The following is an 18,854-nucleotide window of genomic DNA, read 5'->3' as shown; positions in this document are numbered from 1 at the left end:
GTGCCGTTATTTTGCCGATGCGATCCAGCGATCCACCCGCGCTTCGAGCAGCGGCAGTGGCAAGGTGCCGTCGCCGATCACCACTTCGTGAAACTTGGGCAGGCTGAATTTGTCTCCCATCGCATTGCGCGCGCGCTCGCGCAATTCCAGGATCTTGAGCGCGCCGATTTTGTAGCTCAGCGCCTGCGCCGGCCACACCATGTAGCGCTCGATCTGGTTCTTGGCGCGCGCCTCGCTGTAGCCGAGCGTTTCGCGCGCATAGGCAATCGCCTGTTCGCGGGTCCAGCCTTTGGCGTGCATGCCGGTATCGACCACCAGCCTGACGGCGCGCAGCAATTCATCGTTCAGGTGGCCGAAGTAGGCTTCCGGATCGTCGTACAAACCGAATTCGTGACCCAGGGTTTCCGCATACAGGGCCCAGCCCTCGGTAAATGCGCCGATATTCGGGTTTTCGGTATTGAATTTGCGAAAATCCGGTACGTCGAGTTCCTTCAGCAGCCCCGCGTGGAAATGGTGGCCGGGCTGGCCTTCATGCAGATACAGGGTGACCATGCCGGTACGGCTGTATTGTTTAGGGTCGTTCACAACAGCCCAAAAGACGCCCGGATGCGAGCCGTCGGCCGCCGCCGGCGTGTAATGGTCGGACGCGGTCGCGCGGCTCAGCTCCGGTTCGAGCTGCAGTTCGAGCGGCGCTTTCGGCAGCAGCGAAAACAGCGGCGCGAGCTTACCCCTGACCTTGGCGTCGATCTGCCGATAGGCGTCGAGCACTTCCGCCTCGGTCTTGAACGGCTTGAATTTTTCCTGCGCGACGATCCATTGCGGCAGCGCCGCCGGCGGGCCGCTGTAACCGAGCTTGGGACCGAGCACCGCCCATTGCTGCTCGATGCGCGCCACTTCCTTTAATCCCAACTGGTGAATCTCTTCGGGATTCATCGATACTGTCGTGCGGTCCTTGATCTGCGCCTGGTACCACGCGGCGCCATCGGGCAGCGCGCTCCAGCCATCGGTATTCCGGCTGGCGGGCAGGTATTCCTTTTCCACGTAAGTCGCCAGCCGGTCCAGGGCAGGTGAGAGCTTGTTCGCAATCGTGCCGCGGTAGGCTGCGCTCAGGCGGTCTTTATCGGCTTGCGAAAACGTCGCCGGCAGATTCTTGACCGGCGTGTAAAAGATATTCGCTTCCGGAGTGGCGCTGCGCAGTTGCTGGAACTGGGGCAGCATCGCCACCGTAATCGCTTTCGGCTGCACGATGCCGCGCTTGACGCCTTCGCGCATGTTGGCGATGGCCTGGTCGATCCAGGCCGGGAGCTGGTTCAGCCGGTTCAGGTAATCCTGATACTGGGCCACGGTATTCAAGGGCTGGGAGCCGGTGCCGCTGGCGTAATTGGCCAGGGTGCCGGGAACATGGTCGAAGTGGTTCAGCGGGAGCAGATGCTCGGGGAACTTCTCCAGGCTGAGGCCACTTTCCAGCTCGAATGCGAGCAGGTCGTAGTTCAATTGTTCCTTGTCGCTCAGGCGCGCGCGCGGAATGGCTTTTAACTGCGTCTGCATGCGGCGGTACAGGGCAAACTGGCGGGTGCGGCTTTTTGGCGAGATGCTCATTCCCAGCTGGTCGTTATAGCGGCTGTCGCCATTGGCCGTAATGAGCAGCGGATCGAAGCGGGCGCGCGCCTGATAAAAAGCGTCGGCCAGCTTGTGCAGCTGGTTCGTCGCGCGCGCGGGCGCGGTGGCCGCGGCCGGATTGGCCGATGGGGCGGCGCTCGCCTGGGAGAGCGGGGACATCAGCACGGCAAGCAATGCGGTGGTGCCGAGCAGCGGGCGGGAAAGGCGCAAACGCATGAGGGTTCCTTGGACTTTGAATGTGGAGAACTGAAATAGCATAGCGTAAATGGCTGCGGCCGGGCAGCGGCGGTACGCTGTATGATGAGCGGCGCTTCGTGCCCGTCGGCGCCAGCGCTGTTCATCTCATTTATGGAAGCGCCATGTCAGATTATTCGACCGTTTTGCCGCATATTATCGTGGTTACTACCGGCACGGCCGGCGACCTGTTTCCATTCCTGAGGCTTGCGCTCGGCCTGCGCGAGCGCGGCCATGCCGTCACGTTCCTCGCGCCCGCCATGCACGAAGCGCTGGTGCATCAGGCCGGCCTGGCGTTTCATGCCATGCCGGCCGATCCGACCGTCCTGAACGATCCCGACCTGTGGCATGCCCGGCGCGGCTTCGGCGTGGTCTGGCGCGCCATGCAGCCCGGCATGGACGCGATGCGCGCATTCATGGCTGCACTGCCGCCGGACGAGCCGTGCACGATGCTGGTCCATCCGCTGGTGGTGGCCCATGCCGACCTGTGCCGGGCGGAGCGGCCCGGCATCCGCATCGTGGCCGGCTTCCTGGCCCCGTCCAATCTGCGCACCGTCCACGATCTGCCGATGCTGGGACCGTTCCCGGTGCCGCGCTGGATGCCACTGACCCTGCGGCGCTGGATGTGGCGCGGCGTGGAGGCATCGGCGGTCAATCCGGTGGCCCTGCCCGACCTGAACGCGGCGCGCCGGCTGCAAGGGCGAGCACCCATATCGAGCTATATGGACACGATGTATGGCGCGCCGGATTTGTCGGTGACCTTGTTTCCCGAGTGGTTAGCCGCGCGCCAGCCGGACTGGCCTTCGCCGCTGGTGTGCGGCGACTTTCCGCTGTACGACCCGCACCCGGACGCGTCGATGGCGCCGGATCTGGCGGAGTTCATGCGCGCCGGCAGTGCTCCGCTCATCGTGACCCATGGCACCGGCAACCTGCAGGCCGCCGCGTTTTTCGCCAGCGCGCTTGAAGCGGCGCACAAGCTGGGACGGCGCATCGTGTTCCTCACGCCGCACCGGGCACAGGTGCCGGCGGCGCTGCCGGCATCGGCCTTCTGGCAGGATTACTGCCCGCTGGCGGCCTTGCTGCCGGGCGCGGCGGCGCTGGTGCACCACGGCGGCATCGGCACCACGGCCGAAGCGATGCGCGCGGGCACGCCCCAGCTGATCGTGCCGATGGCGTACGACCAGTTCGACAACGCGGCGCGCGTCACGGCCCTCCAGGCCGGCCTGACGCTCAAGGCCGGCAAAGCCAGCGCCCGCGCGCTCGCCAATGCACTGCAACAATTGCTGCAGTCGCCAGAGGTGCACATAGGATGCTCAGCAGTAAAAGCGCGCCTGGCGGCCGGGAGCGACCTCGATGGCGTGCTGGAATCCATATCAAAAACGGTATCGAAAACCGGAAAAATATGATTGGATTGATTCTTTGCGTTTCCTTACTATCCGGTTCAAGGGATAAAAATACCCAGGAATCATATAACTAGAATGCCAAGGAGACGTATGACATCGCACGCACAAGGCCCCGTCGCGGCCATTTCCCGCACCCCCTTGACCTTGAAGATGACCGTGGCGGCCCTGGCCGGCGCCGGCATCCTGAGCAGCGCCTCGGTATGGGCGCAGGATGCGGTTCCGGCCGACAGCACCAGCGTCGTCACCGTCTCCGGCGTGCGCAAGGCCGCCCAGAGCGCCCAGACCATCAAGCGTAATGCCGATGAAGTGCTCGACTCCATCGTCGCCGAGGAAGCCGGCAAGTTCCCGGACAAGAACGTCGCCGAAATGCTCGGCCGCATCACCGGCGTGCAGATCCGCCGTGAAAACGGCGAAGCGCGCGAAGTCGTCATCTGCGGCTTGCCCGGCCTGGTGACCCTGCTCAACGGCCGTGAAATGTTCACCGCCGGCAAGGAAGGACGCAGCCTGTACCTGGCCGACATTCCAGCCGCCATGCTGCAGCGGGTGGATGTGTACAAGACCCAGGGCGCCGAGATGGTCGAGGGCGGTACCGCCGGCGTGATCGATGTGCGCACCGCGCGCCCGTTCGACGCCAAGGGCTTCACGTCGAGCATCATGGCGCGCGTGGAAAACCGCGACAAATCGAAGACCAACGATCCCAACCTGTCCGGGATGATCTCGAACCGCTGGAAAACCGGCTACGGCGAGATCGGCGCGCTGCTCGGCCTGTCGTACCAGGATGGGAATTACCACGATGAGGTCACCTGGAACTCGCCGCCGAAGGACCGTGCCGCCGACCTCGGCGCCGGCATCTCCGCGCCAGACGAGCTGGGCCATGTGCTGTATCAGGGCCGGCGCAAGCGCGTGGCCGGCAACTTTGCCGTGCAGTGGCGTCCGAACGCGGATCTGGAATTGTTTGCCGAAGGCATCTCCACCGAAATCCATCACGACGCCGAACGCCAGTTTTACGTCGGCGCGCTTGGCCTGAACAAGAATTCGAGCTATACCCTCATTCCCGGCACCAACCAGGTGCAGACGGCGACTTCGCCCAACTCCAACCCGTTCGCACTGGGCTCGACCCAGGCGCCGCACGATTACTCGCTGGGCAGTCAGGGCGCCATCGGCGCGCGCTGGAACGTGTCGCCGGGCTGGCGCGTGACCACCGAACTGGCGCGCACCTTGAGCAAAGTGCGCCAGGAGTATCCGATCGTCGACCTGGTGGCGGCCCCGCCTACGATCACTGGCAATACCTACGTCAATGGCGGAGCGCAATTCTCCTATCCTGGTTACGACATGACCAACCCGAACAATTATCGGGTCGCCACCTTCTTCGATAACCATAGCCATTCCGAAGGCCGCTCGACCGACTGGCGCGCCGACGCCACCTGGAGCCCGGAAAACGAGGGCTTCATCAAGGAAGTATCCACCGGCGTGCGCGTTGCCAAACGCAACGCGGCGTATGTGCACGAGCTGGACGGTTTCCAGCCGGCGCCAGGCAACATCCCTCTGAGCTCGGTGCCCGGCCTGGCTTGCAATTCGATGCCGATGGCGGGCGACTACGGCATGGCGTCGTGGGTGACGCCGTGTGCTTCCTACATGCACGACAACATCGGTTCGCTGCGCAAGCTGTTTAACGGCACCGGCGCCAGGACCGAGGAAGACAGGCTGTCGCAGTTCAATAACCAGGAAACCACCTACGCCATCTATACCAAGGCCAAGTACGGTTTCCGCGCCGGCGATATTCCCGTGGATGGCACCATCGGGGTGCGCGTGGTGCAGACCAAGGGTGTGCTGAGCGGTTATTCGCAGGCCAACGGCGTGATTGTGCCGGTCTCCAGCACGCCATCGTCGACCGACGTGCTGCCCAACGCCACGCTCAAGGCGATGATCCTGCCGGACGTGCAGGCACGCCTGACCGCAGGCAAGTCCATGCAGCGCGCCAACTTCGACCAGTTCAATCCGGGCGTGTCCTACAACGTGCCGAGCACCACCGTGCAAGCGGTGGGCACGGGCGGCAATCCCGACCTGAAACCGATCGAAGGCAATAATTTCGATGCCGCCGCGGAATGGTATTTCGCGCCGACCGGCTCGCTCACGGCCACCCTGTTCCGCCACGACTTCAAGAACTACATCCTGACCAGTTCGACGAAAGAAACCTATAACGGCATCGTGTACGACGTGAACCGGCCGCGCAATATGTCCAAGGGCACGCTGCAGGGCGCGGAATTGTCTTACCAGCAGTTCTACGACAAACTGCCGGGCTGGCTGGGCGGCTTCGGCCTGCAGGCGAACATCACCTACATGAAGGGCGACCTGACCGATACCGGCGGCGTGCTCAAACCCTTCGTGGGCATGTCCAGGCTGTCGTACAACATCGTCGGCCTGTACGAGCGCGATGGCTGGTCCGGCCGCCTGGCCTACAACTGGCGCGACAAGTATGTCGACACCTTCAACTACCGGGGCCTGGGTTTTGACCTGATCGTCGATCCGATCAAGACCATGGATGCCTCGCTGTCCTACAAGATCAGCGAAGCGATGAGCCTGACCGTGGACGTGGAGAACCTGCTTGACCGCAAGTACCACGATTACCATGGCGTCGCCAGCAACCCGCGCGATATCCGCCGCTACGACCGCGTGGTGGGCCTGTCGCTGCGCTACAAGATGTAAGCCGCGCCCCGAGCGATCATCCCGGAAGCGTTGCGAGGAAGTTGCACGCAGCGCTTTCTGTCCTTGCATGGCTGAGAAAGTTTGAATGAATACGCTAGCTAAGAATTCCCAGAAATTATCGACCCTCGAAAAAGTCGGTTTCGGCACCGGCGACATGGCGCTCAACGTGGTGATCTCGTCGATGATGCTGCTCATCACCTTCTTCTATACCGATATTTACGGACTGCGCACCGAGCACCTGGCGCTGCTGTTCGTGGTGGTGAAAGTCATCGGCGCGGTGGCCGACCTGGCCATGGGGCAGGTCACCGACCGCTTCACCTCGCGCCTGGGCCGTTATCGCCCGTGGCTGCTGTGGCTGTGCGTTCCCTACGGCGTCAGCGTGTTTTTCGTGTTCACCACGCCAGCCTGGGGTTATGACGCCAAGCTGGTGTGGGCGTATGGCACCTATATTCTGATGACCTTGATGACGGCCGGAGTCGGCATTCCCTATATTTCCCTGATCAGCGGCTTGACCAGCGACCCGCAGGAGCGTCTGTCGGCCAACGGCTACCGCCTGTTCTTCGCCAAGATCGGCGCCTTCATGGTGACCATCATCGTGCCGCTGCTGGCCGAAGAATGGGGCAAGGGCAGTGCGGCGGCCGGTTACCAGGCGGCGATGGCGGTCATGGCGGTGATGGGCGTGGCACTGTTCCTGTTCTGCGTTTTCACGACCACCGAAAGGGTGATTCACGTGCTCGAGCGGCAATCGCTGCTCGAGCAGTTCACACTGCTGATGCGCAACGACCAGTGGCTGATCCTGTGCGGCGTATGCGTGACCGGCACCATCGGCTATGTGGTGCGCGGCTCGGTGGCCATCTACTACGCCACCTATTACCTGGGCCTCGGGCCGAAGATGGTATCGGCCTTTCTGTCGACCGGCGTGGCGGCGGCGATCCTGTCGATGGTCGCCTCGACCTGGATCACCAAGTCGTACTGCAAGGTCAAGCTGTTCCGCTACACCCAGCTCGGCGTGGCCCTGATCAGCGTGCTGATGTACGTGGCCATCAAGCCGGGCGACGCGGTGCTCGCCTTTATCCTGTATTTCGCGCTCTCCTTCGTGGTCGACCTGCATGCGCCGGTGTTCTGGTCGGCCATTGCCGAAACCATCGATTACGGCCAGGTCAAGACCGGCAAGCGCGTCTCCGGCTTTGCCTTCGGCGGCATTTCGGTGTGCCAGAAAGCCGGCATGGCGGTGGCCGGCGGCATGGTCGGCCTGTTGCTGACCTATTTCCAGTACGTACCCAACCAGGCGCAGACCCCGCTGGCGCTCAGTGGCATCGCGCTGATGGTGACCGTGATCCCGGGTTTCTTCCATTTCCTGATGGGCGCGCTGATGTTCAAATACCGCATCACCGACAGCTACTACGGCGACGTCAAGAGCGACATGCGCAAGCTCGGCTTCGCCGCAACATAAATTTCATGACCAACGCCACCACCATGCAAACCCTCACTCCCCTGATCGAACAACGCGCCGACCCGTTCATCTACAAGCACAGCGACGGCTATTACTATTTCACCGCCTCGGTGCCGGAATACGACCGCATCGAAGTGCGGCGGGCGCCCACGATTGCGGAACTGCCAAGCGCGCCTGCGGTCGATGTCTGGCGCAAGCCGGATTCCGGACCCTACAGCGAACTGCTGTGGGCGCCGGAGATCCACTTCAACCAGGGCGCATGGTACGTCTACTTCGCCGCCGCGCCCAGCCGCGAGATCAAACACAAACTGTTCCAGCACCGCATGTACGCGGTACGCAATACCAACCCCAATCCGCTCGAGGGCGAGTGGGAATTCATGGGCCAGATCGACACCGGCATCGACACCTTTTGCCTCGACGCCACCACCTTCACCCATGACGGCGTGCTGTACTACCTGTGGGCGCAAAAGGACGAGGCGATCGAAGGCAACTCCAACCTCTACATCGCGCCGATGGCCACGCCGTGGCAACTGAAAGGGCCGCCGGTCATGCTGAGCAAGCCCGAATTCGGCTGGGAAATCCGCGGCTTCTGGGTCAACGAAGGGCCATCCGTGCTCAAGCGCAACGGCAAGATCTTCATCAGCTACTCGGCCAGCGCCACCGACGAGAATTATGCGATGGGCTTGCTGTGGGCCGACGAGAACGCCGACCTGCTCGACCCGGCCGCATGGACCAAACTGGCCGAGCCGGTGCTGCAAACCTGCTACGAACACGGCATCTACGGCCCGGGCCACAACAGTTTTACCTATGGCGAGGATGGCGACACGGTGATGCTGGTGTACCATGCTCGTACCTATACCGAGATCGTCGGCGACCCGCTGTGGAACCCCGACCGCCATACATTCGTCAAGCCATTGCGCTGGGACGAGCAGGGCATGCCCGTGTTCGGGCGCCCGTCGCTCGCCTGAGGAAACTTAACGAGGAGCACCGTGCAAGCCAGTATCAAGCAAACCGCATTCGGCCATCTGCCCGACGGCAGGGCCGCCACGCTGACCACCTTGACCAACCCGAACGGGCTGCTTGTCAAGATCACCGATTTCGGCGGCATCATCACCGAAATCCACGCGCCCGACCGCAACGGCGCCCTGGCCGACATCACGCTCGGCTTCGACACGGTCGCGCCGTACGTGAAGGACTCGCCGTACTTCGGCGCCTTGATCGGACGCTACGGCAACCGCCTGCGCGATGGCCGCTTCACGCTCGACGGCCAGGTGGTGCAACTGCCCACCAATAACGGCCCCAACCACCTGCACGGCGGCGAGCTGGGCTTCCACCGCGTGCTGTGGCGCGCCATTCCTTTCCAGGAAGGCGACTCGGTCGGCGTCACCCTGATCTACCGTAGCCCTGATGGCGAGCAGGGCTATCCCGGCACGCTCGACGTGACGGTGGTGTACGAACTCACCGCCGCCGACGAGCTGGTGGTGGCCTTCGACGCGGTGACCGACAAGGCCACGCCGGTCAACCTGACCCAGCACGCGTACTTCAACCTGGCCGGCGGCGGCGACATCCTCGGCCACGTGCTGCAGATCGACGCCGACGCCACCACACCGATCGACCATACCCTGATTCCGACGGGCGAACTGGCGCCGGTGGCCGGCACCGCCTTCGACTTTCGCACGCCGCACGCGATCGGCGAGCGCATCGGCAACGATGACGAACAATTGCGCCACGCCGGCGGCTACGACCACAACTTCGTGCTCAACAAACCGGCAGCCAGGGCGATGACCCTGGCTGCGCGCGTGCACGAGCCGGTATCCGGCCGGGTGCTCGAACTGTTCACGGAAGAACCGGGTGTGCAGTTTTACAGCGGTAATTTCCTCGACGGGACACTGAGCGGCAAGGGCCGGACCTACGGTTTTCGCAGCGGCTTCTGCCTGGAACCGCAGCACTTTCCCGATTCGCCCAACCAGCGCGCGTTTCCGAACACCATCTTGCGCCCCGGTGAGGAATATGCCACTGTATCGCGGTACAAATTTTCGGTGGAGAAGTGATGCTTGAACTAATGGTCGACGCAAAAAATGCGCTGGGCGAGTGCGTGCTGTGGTGCGAGCGCAGCGGCCGGGTGTTCTGGACCGATATTCCGGGTTCGACCCTATGGGCGCACCATCCTGCCAGCGGCGCCACGCGCAGCTGGGCCATGCCGGAGCGGCTGGCATCGTTTGCCTTCACCGACCACGATCATCGCCTGCTGGTCGGGCTGGCGACGCAACTGGCGTACTTCGAGCTGGAAAGCGGGGTGCTCACGCCGATTTGCGAAGTCGAGGCCGGGCTGACCACGCGCATGAACGACGGGCGCTGCGACCGCCAGGGGCGCTTCGTGTTCGGTACCTTCAACGAAGTCGAGCCGCGCCTGCCGATCGGCGGCTTTTACCGGCTCAACCGCGACCTGGGCGTGGAGCGCCTGCCGCTGCCGCACGTGGCGATTGCCAACAGCATCTGTTTCAGTCCCGACGGCGCGACCATGTACTACTGCGATTCCCCGGACCGGGTGATCCGCTGCTGCGACTACGACGTGGTCAGCGGCGCGCTGTCGAACCAGCGCGTGTTTGCGCAGGTGGACGGCGAGGGTGAGCCGGACGGGTCATGCGTCGACGCCCGTGGCTATGTGTGGAACGCCCAGTGGGGCGCGGGCAAGCTGGTGCGTTATGCGCCGGACGGCAGCATCGACCGCACCGTGGCGGTGCCGGCCAGCCAGCCGAGCTGCGTTGCCTTCGGCGGCGTGCTTCTGGACCAGTTGTTTGCCACCAGCGCGCGTGTGGGGCTGGCCAGTCCGGTGGATGCGGATGGCGGGCTGTTCACCGGGACGATGCCGGGTGTGCGTGGTTTGCCGGAAAGCCGGTTTATTTGCTGATTGGTGTTCCCGGTGTTGCCAGAGCGCGCGCGGCGCAGATTAAACGCCATGGATGGGCACACCGCTGGAGCTTATCGACATTTTTTCAGACCGGGATCGTGAATATACTGCCGTACGACTTCTGCCGTGATCTGGCCGCTGGATCGATGAGCCGGGTTGATCAACACGTTGAATTCCTCGGGAATAATGACGGAAGGTACCAGTAGCAGAGGAGCGGAAACGCTCCGCAACCATTTGTCACCAAGATCGATGGTGGTAGCGCCGGGCGGCTCTGCCAGCCATGTCGGCGGCAGGTTGGCGGGTGTGATGATTTCTCGCTTTCTCCATACGGCGCTGGGAACAGCGATCCTCACGAGGAAGACATTACGCATGGTCGTGTTGTCCTCCACGCGCGTCAGTGTTTCCAGCGTAGCCAGGGCGATGGACGTGGCTGCGTACACGACAGGCACACCTTTGCTATTCCAACGCCCTCCGGTCGATTTGGCTCCATAACCGCTCATGTCTGTTGCATGGTATTGAGCGGTATGCTTCGCAATGCGCCATAGAATCAGGCAGCGCGGCCGCACTAGGCCACAACCCCGTGCTCGATTCGCCCCAGTGTATCCATGACGAGTTCGTGACCAACTTCGGTGTCGAGTAGCGACAGCGGGGATTCCCCGCCAAGTGCCCGATTGTTTCGGGTAATCCAACGGCGTGCGGAATCGTCATCTTCGAGGACATCGAGTGTCCGTTTCCAGACGCGGTCCGCCCTGTAGACGCGGTCCTGTTCGGTCGATGACAGCAAAGCGTTTTTGACGATCCGCTCCTGTAACGTGTTTCGCGGCAAGCGCAATTGATCGAACAGGCTGTCCTGAGTGATTCCAAAGCGATTTGCCAGCTCGGGGATAACACTGGCGGGCGTGCCGCTGCGCATCTCGTTGATGGTTGCTGATGTGTCTCCCGCAAACAGCGTTTTCGCAGCATCTGCAGGGGAACTTGTTTCTTCATTAATCCGCTTTGTTGAATAGGCCATGATTTCTCCAGTCAGGACGGAATCGGCGAAGCACACGACACCCCAAGTGCTTCCATTTATAGAATTGGACGCGCTGGGTCGATCTTGGTTCGATATCACTATCGATATCAATATCGCCAAAAAAGTGATTGGAAAGGCATCCCAAGAATCTTTAGTATTCCTCTATCGCTGACCGAACGACGACATGAGTTCGAGACGGCATCAGAATAACCAGGAGGAATACATGTCTGAGACGAAAAAGCCGAAACTGCGCTCCGCGGAGTGGTTCGGCACCCAGGATAAAAACGGGTTCATGTACCGCAGCTGGATGAAAAACCAGGGCATCCCCGACCACGAGTTTCAAGGCAAGCCGATCATCGGCATCTGCAATACCTGGTCCGAACTGACTCCTTGCAACGCCCATTTCCGTCAACTGGCCGAACACGTCAAGAAGGGCATCCTCGAAGCCGGCGGCTTTCCGGTCGAGTTCCCGGTCTTTTCCAACGGCGAATCGAACCTGCGCCCGACTGCCATGCTCACCCGTAACCTGGCCAGCATGGATGTGGAAGAATCGATCCGCGGCAATCCGATGGATGCGGTCGTGCTGCTGGTCGGCTGCGACAAGACCACGCCAGCCCTGCTGATGGGCGCGGCCAGCGTCGACCTGCCGACCATCGTCGTCAGCGGCGGTCCCATGCTCAACGGTAAGCTGAACGGCAAGAACATCGGCTCCGGCACCGCCGTCTGGCAGTTGCACGAACAGATGAAGGCCGGCACCATCACCCTGCACCAGTTCATGTCCGCCGAGTCCGGCATGTCGCGCTCGGCCGGCACCTGTAACACCATGGGCACTGCCTCGACCATGGCCTGCATGGCTGAAGCGCTCGGCACCTCGCTGCCGCACAACGCCGCCATTCCCGCCGTCGATTCGCGCCGCTACGTGCTGGCCCATATGTCGGGCATCCGCATCGTCGAGATGGTGCAGGAAGACCTGCGCCTGTCCCAGATCCTCACGCGCGAAGCGTTCGAGAACGCGATCAGGGTCAATGCCGCCATCGGTGGCTCGACCAATGCCGTGATCCACCTGAAAGCGATTGCCGGGCGCATCGGCGTGCCGCTTGAGCTGGAAGACTGGACCACCATCGGCAAGGGCACCCCGACCATCGTCGACCTGCTGCCGTCGGGCCGCTATCTGATGGAAGAGTTCTACTACGCCGGCGGCCTGCCGGGTGCGATCCGCCGCCTGGGCGAAGGCAAGCTGCTGCCGCACAAGGATGCGTTGACCGTCAACGGCAAGAGCCTTTGGCAGAACTGCGAAGAAGCGCCGATCTACGACGACGAGGTGATCCGTCCGCTGGCCAAGCCGCTGATCGAGGATGGCGGCATCTGCATCCTGCGCGGCAACCTGGCGCCGCGCGGCGCCGTGCTCAAGCCGTCGGCCGCCTCGCCGCATCTCATGAAGCACCGCGGCAAGGCTGTCGTGTTCGAAGATTTCGAGCACTACAAGAGCCGTATCCTCGATCCGGATCTGGATGTCGATGCCGATTCGATCCTCGTGATGAAAAATTGCGGACCGAAGGGTTATCCCGGCATGGCCGAGGTGGGCAACATGGGCTTGCCGCCCAAGCTGCTGGCCCAGGGCGTGACCGACATGGTGCGCATCTCGGACGCGCGCATGAGCGGCACCGCTTACGGCACCGTGGTGCTGCACGTGGCGCCGGAAGCGATGGCCGGCGGTCCGCTGGGCATCGTGCAGGATGGCGACTTCATCGCGCTCGACTGCCACAACGGCAGCCTGAACCTGGACATTTCCGACGACGAAATGGCCAGCCGACTGGCTGCCCGTGCCGGATCGCAAGCGCCGGTGGCCAAGAGCGGCTACCAGAAGCTGTACATCGACCACGTGCTGCAAGCCGATGAAGGCTGCGACTTCGACTTCCTGCTCGGCAGCCGCGGTTCGGCCGTGCCGCGCCATTCCCATTAACTGCGCCGGGTTTCAGGTCTGGCATCCACACAGGCTCATCCGCTTCGCGCTTGAGCCCGTGTCTGCATGCCGCACCTGGAACCGCGCCAGACATTACCGGAGATCCCATGTTACTCGTCCAATTTGCCAATGAAGCCGGTGCGCGCCGCGTTGCCGTGCTCGAGCAAGACCAGCTGCGCGTCGTCGATGGCTACGCCAGCACCTACGCCCTGGCGCGCCAGGCGATCGCCAGCACGACCAAACTGGCCGAACTGGCCGCCGCGGCCATCGGTGCCGAAGTCCATTCCTACGAAGCCGTCGCCACGTCAGGTCGCCTGCTGGCGCCGCTCGACCACGCCGACGCGGCCCACTGCTACGTCACCGGCACCGGCCTGACCCACCTGGGCAGCGCCGACACGCGCGACGCCATGCACAAGAAAATCGGCGGCGACGTCGAAACCCTGAGCGACAGCATGAAAATGTTCCGCATGGGCGTGGAGGGCGGCAAGCCGGCCGACGGCGCCCGCGGCGTGCAGCCGGAGTGGTTCTACAAGGGCGACGGTTCGGTGGTGCGCGCCAGCGGCGAGGCGCTGCGGATGCCCGACTTCGCCCTCGATGGCGGTGAAGAGCCGGAAATCGCGGGCCTGTACCTGATCGGCGACGATGGCCAGCCGCACCGCCTCGGCTACGCCATCGGCAACGAATTCTCGGACCACGTGACCGAGCGCCAGAATTATCTGTACCTGGCCCACTCCAAGCTGCGCAATTGCGGCCTCGGCCCTGCATTGCTGCTCGGCGACCTGCCAGCCCACGTGGCGGGCACCTCGCGCATCATCGGCACCGATGGAAAAGTGCGCTGGGAAAAAGCGTTCGTGAGCGGCGAGCAAAATATGTCGCACTCCATCGCCAACCTGGAATACCACCATTTCAAGTACGGCCTGTTCAACCGCGCCGGCGACGTCCACATCCATTTCTTCGGCACCGCCACCTTGAGCGTGGCCGATAACATCACGGTCCTGGCCGGCGAAACGTTCGAGATCGAATCTCCCGTTTTCGGTCCGGCCCTGCGCAATCGCCTCGACCGTGAAACATCCACCTTTACGAAAGTGAACGCTTTATGACCATTACCGGAGAAGCACTGATTGGCGGACACGCGGTGCGCGGCAATGGCGGCTCGTTCCAGGCGTTCGATCCGTCCACGCGCGCGCCGATCGAGCCTGCCTTCCACATGGTCGATGCCGGCCAGATCGACGAAGCTTGCCGCCTGGCGGAAGCGGCGTTCGATCCGTTTCGCGCGACCAGCAATGAAGCGCGCGCTACTTTCCTGGAAACCATCGCGGCCCAGATCCTGGAACTCGGCGACGAGCTGATCGTGCGCGCGATGACGGAGTCCGGCCTGCCGCGCGCCCGTCTCGAAGGCGAGCGTGGCCGCACGATGGGCCAGCTGAAGCTGTTCGCCGACCTGCTGCGCGAAGGCTCGTGGGCCGATGTGCGCATCGACAGCGCCCTGCCTGACCGTCAGCCCTTGCCGCGTCCCGATCTGCGCTTGCGCATGATCGGCCTGGGCCCGGTTGCAGTGTTCGCGGCGAGTAACTTCCCGCTGGCGTTTTCAGTGGCCGGCGGCGATACCGCTGCCGCGCTCGCCGCAGGTTGCCCGGTCGTGTTGAAAGCCCATTCGGCCCATCCCGGCACGTCGGAACTGGTGGCGCGCGCGGTGGTCAAAGCGATTGAACTGTGCAAGCTGCCGGCGGGCGTGTTCGCACTCCTGACCGGCACTGGCAACGGCATCGGCCAGGGCCTGGTGGCGCATCCATCGATCAAGGCGGTTGGCTTTACCGGTTCGCGTTCCGGCGGACAAGCGCTGATGGGCGTGGCGGCAGCGCGTCCGCAGCCGATTCCCGTGTATGCGGAAATGAGCAGCATCAATCCGTTTTTCCTGATGCCGGAAGCGCTGGCCGCGCGCGGCGAGCAGATCGCCACCGCATTCGCCGCGTCGATGACGATGGGCTTGGGGCAGTTCTGCACCAACCCGGGCCTGGTGCTGGGATTGAAAGGACCGGAATTCGACCGTTTTGCCGAGAAGGCCGCGCAGGCGCTGTCCAGCATCGAGGCGGGGACGATGCTGACGGCGGGTATTGCCTCGGCCTATCAGAGTGGCGTGCACAAGCTGGCGCAGCACGAGGCGGTTGACGCGTTGAAGGAAGCGACGCACACCGAAGGCAAGGGTGCTCCTGCGCTGTTCCGTACCAGCGGCAAGGCATTCCTGACCGAGCAGGCGCTGCACGGCGAAATTTTCGGACCGGCGTCGCTGCTGGTCGCTTGCGAGAGCGTGGATGAAATGCGCGCCATCACCGAAAGCCTGGAAGGGCAGTTGACGGCAACCGTGCAGATGGATGAGGGCGACACGGAACTGGTGCGTGCCTTGCTGCCTGTGCTGGAACGCAAAGTAGGGCGGATTCTGGCCAACGGCATGCCGACCGGTGTGGAAGTATCGAGCGCGATGGTGCATGGCGGGCCGTTCCCGGCCACGTCGGATGGGCGCAGCAGCTCGGTTGGGACGGCGGCGATCCAGCGTTTCCTGCGGCCGGTGTGCTACCAGAACCTGGCGCAGAGCTTGTTGCCGGACGTGCTGCGCGATGATAATGAGGGTGTGTGGCGCCGTCGGGATGGGGCGTTGACGAAGGCCTGACCCCCCGTCTTTTCGACCAAAATCAGCAGCGCCGAATGGAGCGCCGTCATCCCCGCGCGGGCGTGGATGACGGCAGAAAAAAGTTGGAGACAGCATGAAAAAATCAGCCACCTACCCGAGCCTGCAAGGCAAGCGGGTCTTCATCACCGGCGGCGGCACCGGCATCGGCGAGTCGCTGGTTGCCTCCTTCGCCGCCCAGGGCGCGCAGGTCGCGTTCGTCGACATCGTGCGCGACGCCAGCGAAGCGCTGTGCCTGCGCATCGCCGAATCCGGCGCGCCGGCACCGGTCTTCCGCTACTGCGACATCACGGACATCCCCGCTCTCCAATCCACGATGGCCGACCTGGCTGCCCAGCTGGGCGACTTCGACATCCTGGTCAACAACGCCGCCAACGACCAGCGCCACCAGACCGAAGACGTGACCGTCGAATTCTACGACCAGCGCATCGCCATCAACCAGCGCCCCATGTTCTTCACCTGCCAGTCGGTCCTGGCCGGCATGAAGAAGAAGGGTGCCGGTTCCATCATCAACGTCGGTTCCATGTCGTGGCACGCCAAGAACGGCGGCTACCCGGTGTACACGTCCACCAAGGCAGCCACGGTCGGGCTGACCCGCGGCCTGGCGCGCGACTTCGGCGCCCATGGCATCCGCGTCAACACCGTCACGCCCGGCTGGGTCATGACCCAGCGCCAGCTTGACCTGTGGGTCGACGAGGCCGGCAAGGCCGACATCAAGCGCAACCAGTGCCTGCCGGGCCCGCTGATGCCGGACGATATCTCGGCCATGATCCTGTTCCTCGCATCCGACGACAGCGCCATGTGCACCGGCCAGGATTTCATCGTCGACGCTGGCTGGATCTGACCCCGGTTCCCGCCACGATCGCGGTATCTGCAAGGCTCGAAGGTCGCGCTGACCGCCACAGCCTTGCGCCCACATAAGGCGCACACATGTATATAAGCAAGCACGGTTTCTTCCTGATGCTGTCGCTGGCGGCCGCCCAGGCCCAGGCGCTCGACAGTCCCGACCAGCGCATCGGACTCAAGGTCGAACTGACACCGCAACAAACCCTGGTCTATTCGATCACGCGCGACGCAAAGCCGGTCGTGCTGGCGTCCAGCCTGGGATTGCAGCTGGCCGGGGCCGACCTGACCCATGCCCTGAGCCTGAAGCCGGCCTCCAAGGTGAGGCCGGTGAGCGATCATTACGAAATGGCGGTCGGCAAGAAGCGCAAGATCAGCTACCGCGCCAACGAACAAGTGTTCCCGGTCCAGAATGCGGCCGGCCAAACCATGGACCTGATTTTCCGCGTGTCCAACGATGGCGTGGCTTTCCGCTATGTGGTCAAGGGCGCCGAGCCGGCCCGCAAGCAGTTCATCAGCGAAGCGACCGGTTTCACCTTCGCGCCGGCGGCCACGGCCTGGCTGCAGCCGATGTCGGTGGCCCAGACCGGCTGGTCCGATACCAATCCGTCTTACGAAGAACACTACCAGCGCGAGGTCGCGGTCGGCACGCCGTCGCTGTCCAAGGCCGGCTGGGTGTTTCCAGCGCTATTCAAGAGCGGCGATACCTGGGTGGCGCTGACCGAGGCGGGCATGGACGGCTCCTTCCACGCGTCGCGCCTGCAGGCCAAGGCGCCGAATGCGAGCTACCGCATCGGTTCGCCGATGGACGCCGAGGTCTATACCGGCGGTAAATTGCTGGCGGAAAGCAGCGCTGACCTGGTCACGCCGTGGCGCATCATCGCCCTCGGGTCGCTGGCCACCCTGGTCGAGTCGACCCTGGGGACCGACCTGGCGGCGCCGGCTATCGCGTTCGACAAGGCCAAGGTCAAGCCGGGCCATGCGGCCTGGAGCTGGGCCCTGCTCAAGGATGACGCCACGGTCTACGACGTGCAGAAGAAGTTCATCGATTACGCCGCCGACATGCACTGGGATTACGCGCTGATCGATGCCGACTGGGACCGCAAGATCGGCTACGAGAAGATCAAGGAACTGGCCGCCTACGCCGCCACCAGGAAGGTCGGCGTACTGGTCTGGTACAACTCCTCGGGCGCCTGGAACAAGACCGCGTATTCGCCCAAGGGCGCCTTGCTCACGCGCGAGCAGCGGGTCAGGGAATTCGCCCGCCTCAAGGACATGGGCATCAAGGGCGTGAAGGTCGACTTCTTCAGCGGTGACGGCGCCTCCATGATCGGCTACTACGTGGGCATCCTGAAGGATGCCGCCGCGGCCGGCCTGCTGGTCAATTTCCACGGTGCGACCCTGCCGCGCGGCTGGGCGCGCACCTATCCCAACCTGATGACGGCCGAGGCGATCCGGGGCCTGGAGTTCACCACCTTCGAACAGAAGGATCAGGATCTGGTCGCGCGCCATGTGGCGACCATCCCGTTTACGCGCAATCTGTTCGATCCGATGGATTACACGCCGATGGTGTTTGGCGATATTCCAAAGATCAGGCGCGTCACCCGCAATGGTTTCGAGCTGGCCGAGTCGGTCCTGTTCTTGTCCGGCATCCAGCACTTCGCCGACACGCCCGAGGGCATGGCGAGCGCGCCAGCGTATGTCAAGGCGCTGCTGCAAGAGTTGCCGCGCAGCTGGGACGCCAGCAAGTTCATCGACGGCTATCCCGGCACTCACGCAGTGATCGCGCGCCAGTCCGGCAAGGCCTGGTATGTGGCTGGCCTGAATGCCGACGACACGCCGCGCACGGTCACCATGGACCTGGGCTTCCTCGGCAAGCGCAAGGGAAAACTGATCAGCGACGGCAAGACCGAGCGCGAATTCACCGAATCGGAGATCAGCGGCGGCCAAGCCGTGGTCACCATCGAACCCCACGGTGGCTTCATCGCTGTTTTCAAATAATTCGTTCAAAAAACTAGATCCT

Annotated in this window: 14 protein-coding genes; 11 read left to right on the top strand and 3 right to left on the bottom strand. The window is 63.3% G+C overall.

Features of this window, described 5'->3' with window-relative positions; genetic code table 11:
• Positions 1–6: 6 nt before the first annotated feature.
• Entirely contained in the window at positions 7–1,836 is a 1,830-nt protein-coding gene (locus RBA40_RS25605; RefSeq protein WP_306651015.1) for a DUF885 domain-containing protein, read from the bottom strand.
• Positions 1,837–1,979: 143 nt separating this feature from the next.
• On the opposite strand from RBA40_RS25605, the gene RBA40_RS25600 reads away from it, so the two are divergent.
• From RBA40_RS25600 to RBA40_RS25575, 6 genes are all read left to right on the top strand, one after another.
• Entirely contained in the window at positions 1,980–3,260 is a 1,281-nt protein-coding gene (locus tag RBA40_RS25600) for a glycosyltransferase (protein WP_306651014.1), read from the top strand.
• Between the two features lie 87 nt (positions 3,261–3,347).
• Positions 3,348–5,963, top strand: coding sequence for a TonB-dependent receptor (locus RBA40_RS25595; protein ID WP_306651013.1), 2,616 nt, complete (start codon positions 3,348–3,350; stop codon positions 5,961–5,963).
• An 85-nt stretch (positions 5,964–6,048) separates the two neighbouring features.
• Entirely contained in the window at positions 6,049–7,416 is a 1,368-nt protein-coding gene (locus RBA40_RS25590; protein ID WP_306651012.1) for an MFS transporter, read from the top strand.
• Positions 7,417–7,421: 5 nt separating this feature from the next.
• A complete protein-coding gene (locus RBA40_RS25585; protein ID WP_374710554.1) occupies positions 7,422–8,384 on the top strand; it encodes a glycoside hydrolase family 43 protein in 963 nt (320 codons plus the stop codon).
• A gap of 21 nt (positions 8,385–8,405) precedes the next feature.
• Positions 8,406–9,467 carry an aldose epimerase family protein gene (locus RBA40_RS25580; RefSeq protein WP_306651010.1) on the top strand — a complete coding sequence of 354 codons (1,062 nt, stop codon included), beginning with the start codon at positions 8,406–8,408 and terminating at the stop codon, positions 9,465–9,467.
• Positions 9,467–10,327, top strand: a complete 861-nt coding sequence (locus RBA40_RS25575) for an SMP-30/gluconolactonase/LRE family protein (protein ID WP_374710553.1) — start codon at positions 9,467–9,469, stop codon at positions 10,325–10,327. The genes RBA40_RS25580 and RBA40_RS25575 overlap by 1 nt, the downstream gene beginning before the upstream one ends.
• Positions 10,328–10,398: 71 nt before the next feature.
• On the opposite strand, the gene RBA40_RS25570 is transcribed toward RBA40_RS25575, so the two are convergent.
• A complete protein-coding gene (locus tag RBA40_RS25570) occupies positions 10,399–10,893 on the bottom strand; it encodes an RES family NAD+ phosphorylase (protein WP_306651008.1) in 495 nt (164 codons plus the stop codon).
• Positions 10,893–11,339: an Xre family toxin-antitoxin system antitoxin gene (locus RBA40_RS25565; protein ID WP_306651006.1), complete on the bottom strand. Its 447-nt coding sequence runs from the start codon at positions 11,337–11,339 to the stop codon at positions 10,893–10,895. Before RBA40_RS25565 ends, RBA40_RS25570 begins: the two co-directional genes overlap by 1 nt.
• 223 nt (positions 11,340–11,562) lie before the next feature.
• On the opposite strand from RBA40_RS25565, the gene RBA40_RS25560 reads away from it, so the two are divergent.
• From RBA40_RS25560 to RBA40_RS25540, 5 genes are all read left to right on the top strand, one after another.
• Positions 11,563–13,302: an IlvD/Edd family dehydratase gene (locus tag RBA40_RS25560; protein WP_306651004.1), complete on the top strand. Its 1,740-nt coding sequence runs from the start codon at positions 11,563–11,565 to the stop codon at positions 13,300–13,302.
• Between the two features lie 107 nt (positions 13,303–13,409).
• On the top strand, positions 13,410–14,402 hold the full coding sequence (gene araD1 / locus RBA40_RS25555) for an AraD1 family protein (RefSeq protein ID WP_306651002.1): 993 nt from the start codon (positions 13,410–13,412) through the stop codon (positions 14,400–14,402).
• Positions 14,399–15,970 carry an aldehyde dehydrogenase (NADP(+)) gene (locus RBA40_RS25550; protein ID WP_306651000.1) on the top strand — a complete coding sequence of 524 codons (1,572 nt, stop codon included), beginning with the start codon at positions 14,399–14,401 and terminating at the stop codon, positions 15,968–15,970. Before araD1 ends, RBA40_RS25550 begins: the two co-directional genes overlap by 4 nt.
• A 94-nt stretch (positions 15,971–16,064) precedes the next feature.
• Positions 16,065–16,832 (top strand): SDR family NAD(P)-dependent oxidoreductase, encoded by a 768-nt coding sequence (locus RBA40_RS25545; RefSeq protein WP_306650999.1) that lies wholly within the window; start codon positions 16,065–16,067, stop codon positions 16,830–16,832.
• Positions 16,833–16,918: 86 nt separating this feature from the next.
• On the top strand, positions 16,919–18,832 hold the full coding sequence (locus RBA40_RS25540; protein WP_306650998.1) for a glycoside hydrolase family 97 protein: 1,914 nt from the start codon (positions 16,919–16,921) through the stop codon (positions 18,830–18,832).
• Positions 18,833–18,854 lie beyond the last annotated feature (22 nt).

Origin of the sequence: Massilia pseudoviolaceinigra, from assembly GCF_030846505.1 — a bacterium.
In the GTDB taxonomy this organism is placed as follows: Bacteria; Pseudomonadota; Gammaproteobacteria; order Burkholderiales; family Burkholderiaceae_D; genus Telluria_A; species Telluria_A violaceinigra.
The sequence above is the reverse complement of the archived record's forward strand: the minus strand, read 5'-3'. Positions and strand labels throughout refer to the sequence as shown.

What these genes read in the sequence shown, in the direction of transcription:
- RBA40_RS25595 (WP_306651013.1), top strand. Translation starts at nt 3,348, where the DNA reads ATGACATCGCACGCACAAGGCCCCGTCGCGGCCATTTCCCGCACCCCC.
- araD1 (WP_306651002.1), top strand. Translation starts at nt 13,410, where the DNA reads ATGTTACTCGTCCAATTTGCCAATGAAGCCGGTGCGCGCCGCGTTGCC.
- RBA40_RS25550 (WP_306651000.1), top strand. Translation starts at nt 14,399, where the DNA reads ATGACCATTACCGGAGAAGCACTGATTGGCGGACACGCGGTGCGCGGC.
- RBA40_RS25575 (WP_374710553.1), top strand. Translation starts at nt 9,467, where the DNA reads ATGCTTGAACTAATGGTCGACGCAAAAAATGCGCTGGGCGAGTGCGTG.
- RBA40_RS25565 (WP_306651006.1), bottom strand. Translation starts at nt 11,339, where the DNA reads ATGGCCTATTCAACAAAGCGGATTAATGAAGAAACAAGTTCCCCTGCA.
- RBA40_RS25545 (WP_306650999.1), top strand. Translation starts at nt 16,065, where the DNA reads ATGAAAAAATCAGCCACCTACCCGAGCCTGCAAGGCAAGCGGGTCTTC.
- RBA40_RS25540 (WP_306650998.1), top strand. Translation starts at nt 16,919, where the DNA reads ATGTATATAAGCAAGCACGGTTTCTTCCTGATGCTGTCGCTGGCGGCC.
- RBA40_RS25600 (WP_306651014.1), top strand. Translation starts at nt 1,980, where the DNA reads ATGTCAGATTATTCGACCGTTTTGCCGCATATTATCGTGGTTACTACC.
- RBA40_RS25585 (WP_374710554.1), top strand. Translation starts at nt 7,422, where the DNA reads ATGACCAACGCCACCACCATGCAAACCCTCACTCCCCTGATCGAACAA.
- RBA40_RS25590 (WP_306651012.1), top strand. Translation starts at nt 6,049, where the DNA reads ATGAATACGCTAGCTAAGAATTCCCAGAAATTATCGACCCTCGAAAAA.
- RBA40_RS25560 (WP_306651004.1), top strand. Translation starts at nt 11,563, where the DNA reads ATGTCTGAGACGAAAAAGCCGAAACTGCGCTCCGCGGAGTGGTTCGGC.
- RBA40_RS25605 (WP_306651015.1), bottom strand. Translation starts at nt 1,836, where the DNA reads ATGCGTTTGCGCCTTTCCCGCCCGCTGCTCGGCACCACCGCATTGCTT.